The organism is Flexivirga sp. (assembly GCF_051955415.1).
In the GTDB taxonomy this organism is placed as follows: Bacteria; Actinomycetota; Actinomycetes; order Actinomycetales; family Dermatophilaceae; genus Flexivirga.
The window spans coordinates 44381-50634 of sequence record NZ_JBQCGS010000064.1 but is presented as its reverse complement, the minus strand read 5'-3'; the positions used below and the strand labels follow the sequence as shown (position 1 = coordinate 50634).

Genomic DNA, 6254 nt, shown 5'->3' with positions numbered 1-6254 from the left:
GGCCTGCGGATGCCGGACGAGGTCTTCGCCTCGCTCGCACGGACCATGCAGCACGGCCGCGACATCCTCACCGCGGGCCTGCGCGATGCCGGCCTGCCGGTCAGCTGCGCCCAGGGCACCTACTTCGTGGTGGCCGACCTGGGCGCCCTCGGCGCGACGGACGCGGTGGACTTCTGCTGGCGGATGCCGGAGCTGTGCGGCGTTGTCGGCGTGCCGGTCTCGGTGTTCTGCGACGACGCGGACATCGCACGCACGCTGGTCCGGTTCGCGTTCTGCAAGCAGCCGCAGGTGCTCACCGAGGCCGCGACCCGCGTGGCCTCGCTCGGTTCACGCTGACCCGCCTCCACATCCCCCGGTGCTGCGCCGGTTCGTCCACAGGTGGACGGTCGGCGACGCACACCGGCCGCGCACCCGCCGCATTCTGCTCGTATGACGACAGGCTGGCCGGGTGTGATCGCGTTCGCGAGTGCTGTGGCGGCGGCGTTCGGCGGGTCGGCGCAACCGGCGCCGACCGGCACCTTCGGCTGGCCGTTGCGACCCCGGCCCGCCGTGGTGCATCCCTTCGACGCGCCACCGGAGCCGTGGGCCGCCGGGCACCGGGGCGTCGACCTGCAGGGCACGCAGGGACAACCCGTGCTGGCCGCGGGTGCGGGGACCGTGTCGTTCTCGGGCGTCATCGCCGGGCGGGGAGTCGTCGCCATACAACATCCGGACGGCAGGCGCACCACGTACGAGCCGGTGGACGACCGTGACCCGAAGGGCACGGTGGAAGCCCGGGGCGAGCCGATCGGCTCGCTGGCCGCGGGCGGCCACTGCGGCACGACGCCGTGCCTGCACTGGGGACTGCTGGTCGGTGCGGACACCTACCGGGATCCGCTGACGCTGGTGGAGGACCGCCGGGTGCGGTTGCTGCCGCTGGGGTGAGGACCCGATGCGCCCTACGCCGTGCCGTGCGCGTCCGGGCGCTTGGGCCAGGGCCAGGGTTTGCAGCCCTGCAGGCCGAGCGTCTGCTGCTGCATCACCGGCGCGTAGGCGCCTTTCGCGGAGCACAGCTGATGGCCGTGGCCGAGTGCGTGACCGACCTCGTGATTGACCATGTACTCGCGGTATTCGGCGAGCTTGCCCTTGAAGTAGACGACACCGTCGGCCCACAACTTGTAGTTGAGGATCACGTGCTGCCCGGTCGCGCAGGACGTGCCGCCGTGGGTGGGCAGCGGCGCACACAGCTTGTCGACCTGGTGCGGGCTGGCGACGCTGATGGTCAGCTGCGCATTGGTGCCCTTGGCCAGCTGCGCCGGGGTCACCTGCACGAACCGCACGTGATCCACGGCCTGCCAGCCACGCCGGTCCAGCAACGCCGCTCCCAGTGTGCGGGCGAGCGCGCTGGTGTCGACGTGCATGCCGCCTTCGACGTTGAGCCGGTAGGTGACCACCCGGCCGGTCTTCGCGCTGGTTCGTTGTGGCACCTGCACCGGCGTGAACGTGCCGTCGCCCGTGGCGGGTACGGCGACCGGGGCGCTGGACACGGGCGTCTTCGTGGCCCGCGCCGCGGTCGTGGCCGCGGTGGCGGTCGTCGCCGAGTGCGCCGAACCGGAGGCGGCCGCGGACGGCTGCGCCGGAGCGGTCGGCGTCGCCGCGGACGCCGACTGGGTCGCTGCCGCCGATCCGCCGACGGGGCTACCGGAGCTGGCACCGGCCGATTGGCCGCGGCCGTGCAGCAGGTATCCCGACAACGCACTCAGTAGCGCCAACAGGACAGCGGCGATCAGGATCGTCCGGATCAACCGGACCTCGCGCGTCGGAGGGGAACCGTGCATAGCGGAAGTAGACCCCATTGCGTGGCGTCCCGCACGCGACTGACCGCAGCGGTGCGCGCCGGCATCGGCGCGCGACTCGCGTCGCGTGCGGGCGCGAGGTTGCCGGGTCGAAGGGTCAGGCACGAGGATGCGCCTGCGAGAACGAGCGGAGCAGCCGCTCGACCGACACGTGTGTGTAGACCTGGGTGGTCGCCAGGCTGGCGTGTCCGAGGAGTTCCTGCACCAGCCGGATGTCGGCGCCGCCCTCGACGAGGTGTGTCGCAGCGCTGTGTCGCAGCCCGTGCGGTCCGAGGTCCGGCGCACCCGGCGTCTCCCGCAGCAATCGGTGGACCACTTCCCGCACGACCCGCGGGTCCACCCGCCGGCCGCGAGCGCCGAGGAACAACGCCGGCCCGGACCCGGGCACGACCAGGTGCGGACGCCCCGCCCGCAGCCATGCCTCCACCGCCTCGAGCGCCGGGCGCCCGAATGGCACGGTGCGCTCCTTGTCGCCCTTGCCGACCACACGCATCACCAGGTCACCGCGGTCCACGTCGTCGACATCGAGTCCGACGAGTTCGGGGACGCGGATGCCGCCAGCATACAGCAACTCCAGCATCGCGCGATCGCGCAGATGGACCGGGTCGGCGTCGTCGGCGGCCACCGCGGCCAGGTCGAGCAAGGCCGCCGCCTGGTCCTGCCGGAGCACGTCCGGCAGCGACGCGACCCGCTTCGGTGCGACGAGCCGCTGTGCCGGGTTGCGGGACACCGCACCGGTCCGGGACGCCCAGGCGAAGAAACCGCGTGCGGCCGCCGACCGGCGGGCCAGGGTCGCGCGGCTGGCTCCGGCTGCGTCCAGCGCGTCCAGCCACGCTCGCAGGTCGGCGAGGGTGACGTCGTCCCAGGAGTCGACGCCGGCCGCGTGGAGGTGGTCGGCCAGGTCGTGCAGGTCGGCAAGATATCCGCGCACGGTGTGGGGGGAACGACCGCGCTCGGATCGCAGGTGTCGCTCGTAACCGGCGACGATCGGCCGGTCGGGGAGCGTGCTCTCGTTGCTCACGTCACGTCCAGGCTAGCCGCGAGCCCGCTACCCGGGCGGGCATCGACACGCCGTGCTGGCGGGCCCGGGCGATAATGCCGGGTCCGCCGCGGAGCGGCGCCAGCCGGACTCGATGCGCTCCACCAGCCCGGCGGCGTGCAGTGCGGCCAGCCCGCGCGTCACCTCCCGTGCGGTGAGACCGGCGCTGATCGCCAGCTTGGCGACGGTGGTGCCGCGCATGACCGGCATGGCGTCGAGCAGCCGCTTGTCCGGTTCGTCCAGCCGGTCGGTGACCGTCGGCGCGGCCCGCTTGACCGGCCCGAGGTCGTCCCCGATCGCGCCGAAGAGCTCGGCGCATTCGTCCACGTCGGTGACCAGCGTCGCCCCGCAGTCCCGGATCAGCTGATGCGGGCCCGCGCTGGCGGGGCTGGTCACCGGCCCGGGCACCGCAGCGAGCAGCCGGCCCAGCCGCCCCGCGGCCGTCGCGGTCGACCGGGATCCGCTGCGCAGACCTGCCTCGACCACGAGGGTTCCCGGCGTCATCGCCGCGATCAGCCGGTTGCGCGAGAGGAACCGCTGCTTCTGCGGCGCCGAACCCGGGGGCAACTCGGTGACGATCACGCCGGACCGCTCGATCTGTTGCAGCAGCCGGGTGTTGGCGACCGGGTAGGCGATGTCGATGCCACAGGCCATCGCGGCGACGGTCACACCGCCGGCGGCAAGGGCGCCGCGGTGCCCGGCGGTGTCGATCCCATGAGCACCGCCGGACACCACGGTGAAACCCCGCTCGGCGAGACCGTGCGCGAACTCCCCCGCCACCTGGGTGCCGTAGGGCGTGGCTGCGCGCGCGCCGACGATCGAGATGCTGCGCTCGCACGCCTGGGCGAGCGAGACGTTCCCGGCGACCCAGAGACAGTAGGGCGGCGAGTCCAGATCATCGACGCCCGCGGGCCATTCGTCGTCGCCCGGTATGACGAGGCGGGCGCCCAACTGCTGAGTGCGCTCCACCAGCGGCCCCAGCCGCAGCGCCTTGAGGCGCGCCGCCGCACGGGTGAACTTGCCGCCGACATCGGTCCGCACCAGCTCCCACGCGGTGAACGGGTCGAGCCCGCGCAACCGTGGCGTCATGGTCCGGTCCTCCGGCTCCACGGTCGCGGCGAGGGCCAGACGCACGGCCAGGCGCGCGTCTCGGCTCTCCCGCAGCTCCTCCTCCCGGACCGGCGACCGGGCACCGTCCGTCGGGTGTCCCCGCGAGGTATCGGAGGGAGGTGCGGGCGCAGAACTGGGCGTGGTCTTCATGCCGCTGCTCCCGTCGAGCGCAGTCCGCGGGCTTCCTCGACCTGCCGGAACCCCGGCCGCGGCGCGCCGTCGAGGTCGGCGATGGTCCAGGCGACCCGTAAACAACGGTCGTAGCCACGCAAGGTGAGCGCGCCGGTCTCCATCGCCTGGTCGAGCCCCCGAGTCACGTCACCGGGCAGTCGCCACGTGCCCGATCGCAGGATGGAGCCGGGCACTTCGCTGTTGCGGGCGCGGCCGATCTCGCGCCATCGAGCGGCCTGTCGCGCCCGGGCCGCCGCGACGCGCACTGCCACCTGGGCGCTGCTCTCCCCGCGCGGCCCGGCCAGCGCCGCCCGCGTGACCGGCAGCATCGTGAGATGGACGTCGACCCGGTCCAGCAACGGCCCCGACATCCGCCCGAGATAGTCGCGTCGGCGTTGCGGGGCGCACGTGCACTTCGACCCCTTGCCGTAGTGCTGTCCGCAAGGGCACGGGTTCGCGGCCAGCACCAGCTGGAACCGCGCCGGGAAGGTCACCACCTGATCGGCGCGTGCGACGTGCACGATCCCGGACTCCAGCGGTTGCCGCAACGCATCCAGCACGTCGCGCCGGAACTCAGGACACTCGTCGAGAAACATCACGCCTCGGTGGGCGCGGGACACCGCGCCCGGCCGCACCCGGCCCGACCCGCCACCGACGACCGCGGGCATGGAGGCGCCGTGGTGTGGCGCGACGAAGGGCGGCTGCTCGATCAGCACCTGGTCCGGCAGCGCGCCGAGCACCGAATGGATGGCGGTGACCTCCAGCGCCTGCTCGCGGGTCAACGGCGGCAGCAGTCCTGGCAGACGTTCGGCGATCATCGTCTTGCCGGCCCCGGGTGGGCCGACCATGGCCAGGTGGTGACCGCCCGCGGCGGCGACCTCCAACGCGTAGCGGGCCTCGTCCTGCCCGACGACATCGGCCAGGTCCGGAGGCGAGGGGGTGACCGCCGCTCGCGACGGCACCGGCGGCGGCTCGGGCAGCGGTCGCCGCCGGGCCAGGCACGTGTAGCGCCGCACCAACGCCGCCAGGTTGTCGATCGGCACGACCTCGATGTCCGGCACCAACGCGGCCTCGGCGGCGTTCGCGACCGGCACCACCACCTGTGTCGCTCCCGCGTCGACGGCGGCGAGCACCGCCGGCAGCACACCGGGTATGGCGCGCACGGTGCCGTCCAGGCCGAGCTCGCCCAGATGGACCACGCCCTCGACCAGGGCAGGGGTGATCGTGCCGCCACAGACCAGCGTCGCGACGGCGATCGCCAGGTCGAAACCCGAGCCGTGCTTGGGCAGCGACGCCGGCGAGAGGTTCACCGTGATCCGCTGCCGGGGCAATTCCAGCTCACAGTTCTTGGCGGCCGCCCGGATGCGGTCGGGCGCCTGCTTGCAGGCGGCGTCCGGCATACCGCTGACGACGAACGCAGGCAGGCCGGGTGCGACGTCCGCCTCGACATCGATGACCCGCCCGTGGATGCCGGTGACCCCGACGCTGCGGGTGCGCCCCAAAGTCATCGGAAACCACCGCGATGCGAATGGGGTCCCCGCGAAGTGTCGGAGGGGCGAGTCGGGGTCCCCGCGAAGTATCGGAGCGAGGTACGAGCGGAGAACTTCGTGGGGTGACGGAGCGGGGGAGAACTTCGGGCGGATCTCATGCGACGTCCTGCAGGTGCTCGATCTGGACGTCGGCACCCGGACGACACAGCATGCCGATGACATCGATCCGCACGCGTGAGGTGTGGATCGCGTGGTCGGCGAGCCAGCGGGCCGCCAGGACCCGCAAGCGGCGCGCCTTGACCGGTGTCACCGCTTCGACCGGCCGGCCGAAGAGTTCACTGGTGCGGGTCTTGACCTCGACCACGACCAGGCAATCGCCGGTGTCGTCGAGGGCGACGATGTCGATCTCTCCCTCGCGGCACCGCCAGTTGCGTGCGATGACGGTCAGCCCCTGCAGTTGCAGGTAGCGTGCCGCCTCCTCCTCACCGCGCCGCCCGAGCTTGCTGCGCTCGGGCTCCTTGCTGCGCTCGGGCTCTCGGTTGCCGGTGTCGTGCATGGTTGCCATCGGGCATCACCTCCGGCACCAGCCTGTGCCGTGCACTGGCGAGG

Annotated in this window: 6 protein-coding genes and 1 pseudogene; 2 read left to right on the top strand and 5 right to left on the bottom strand. The window is 72.8% G+C overall.

The features are described 5' to 3' along the window. A pseudogene (locus ACTHL4_RS11000) lies at positions 1-336 on the top strand (aminotransferase); the annotation flags it as partial. Between the two features lie 93 nt (positions 337-429). Continuing rightward, positions 430-924 (top strand): M23 family metallopeptidase, encoded by a 495-nt coding sequence (locus tag ACTHL4_RS10995; protein WP_440282804.1) that lies wholly within the window; start codon positions 430-432, stop codon positions 922-924. 14 nt (positions 925-938) lie between these two features. Here the strand turns inward: ACTHL4_RS10995 and ACTHL4_RS10990 are convergent, their stop codons facing one another. From ACTHL4_RS10990 to ACTHL4_RS10970, 5 genes are all read right to left on the bottom strand, one after another. Next, positions 939-1817 carry a DUF3152 domain-containing protein gene (locus tag ACTHL4_RS10990; protein ID WP_440282803.1) on the bottom strand — a complete coding sequence of 293 codons (879 nt, stop codon included), beginning with the start codon at positions 1815-1817 and terminating at the stop codon, positions 939-941. A 115-nt stretch (positions 1818-1932) separates the two neighbouring features. Continuing rightward, entirely contained in the window at positions 1933-2856 is a 924-nt protein-coding gene (locus ACTHL4_RS10985; protein ID WP_440282802.1) for a tyrosine recombinase XerC, read from the bottom strand. A gap of 27 nt (positions 2857-2883) precedes the next feature. Further along, positions 2884-4134, bottom strand: a complete 1251-nt coding sequence (gene dprA / locus ACTHL4_RS10980) for a DNA-processing protein DprA (protein WP_440282801.1) — start codon at positions 4132-4134, stop codon at positions 2884-2886. Beyond that, a complete protein-coding gene (locus ACTHL4_RS10975) occupies positions 4131-5663 on the bottom strand; it encodes a YifB family Mg chelatase-like AAA ATPase (RefSeq protein ID WP_440282800.1) in 1533 nt (510 codons plus the stop codon). Before ACTHL4_RS10975 ends, dprA begins: the two co-directional genes overlap by 4 nt. Positions 5664-5799: 136 nt before the next feature. Further along, positions 5800-6210, bottom strand: a complete 411-nt coding sequence (locus ACTHL4_RS10970; protein ID WP_440282799.1) for a YraN family protein — start codon at positions 6208-6210, stop codon at positions 5800-5802. Positions 6211-6254 lie beyond the last annotated feature (44 nt).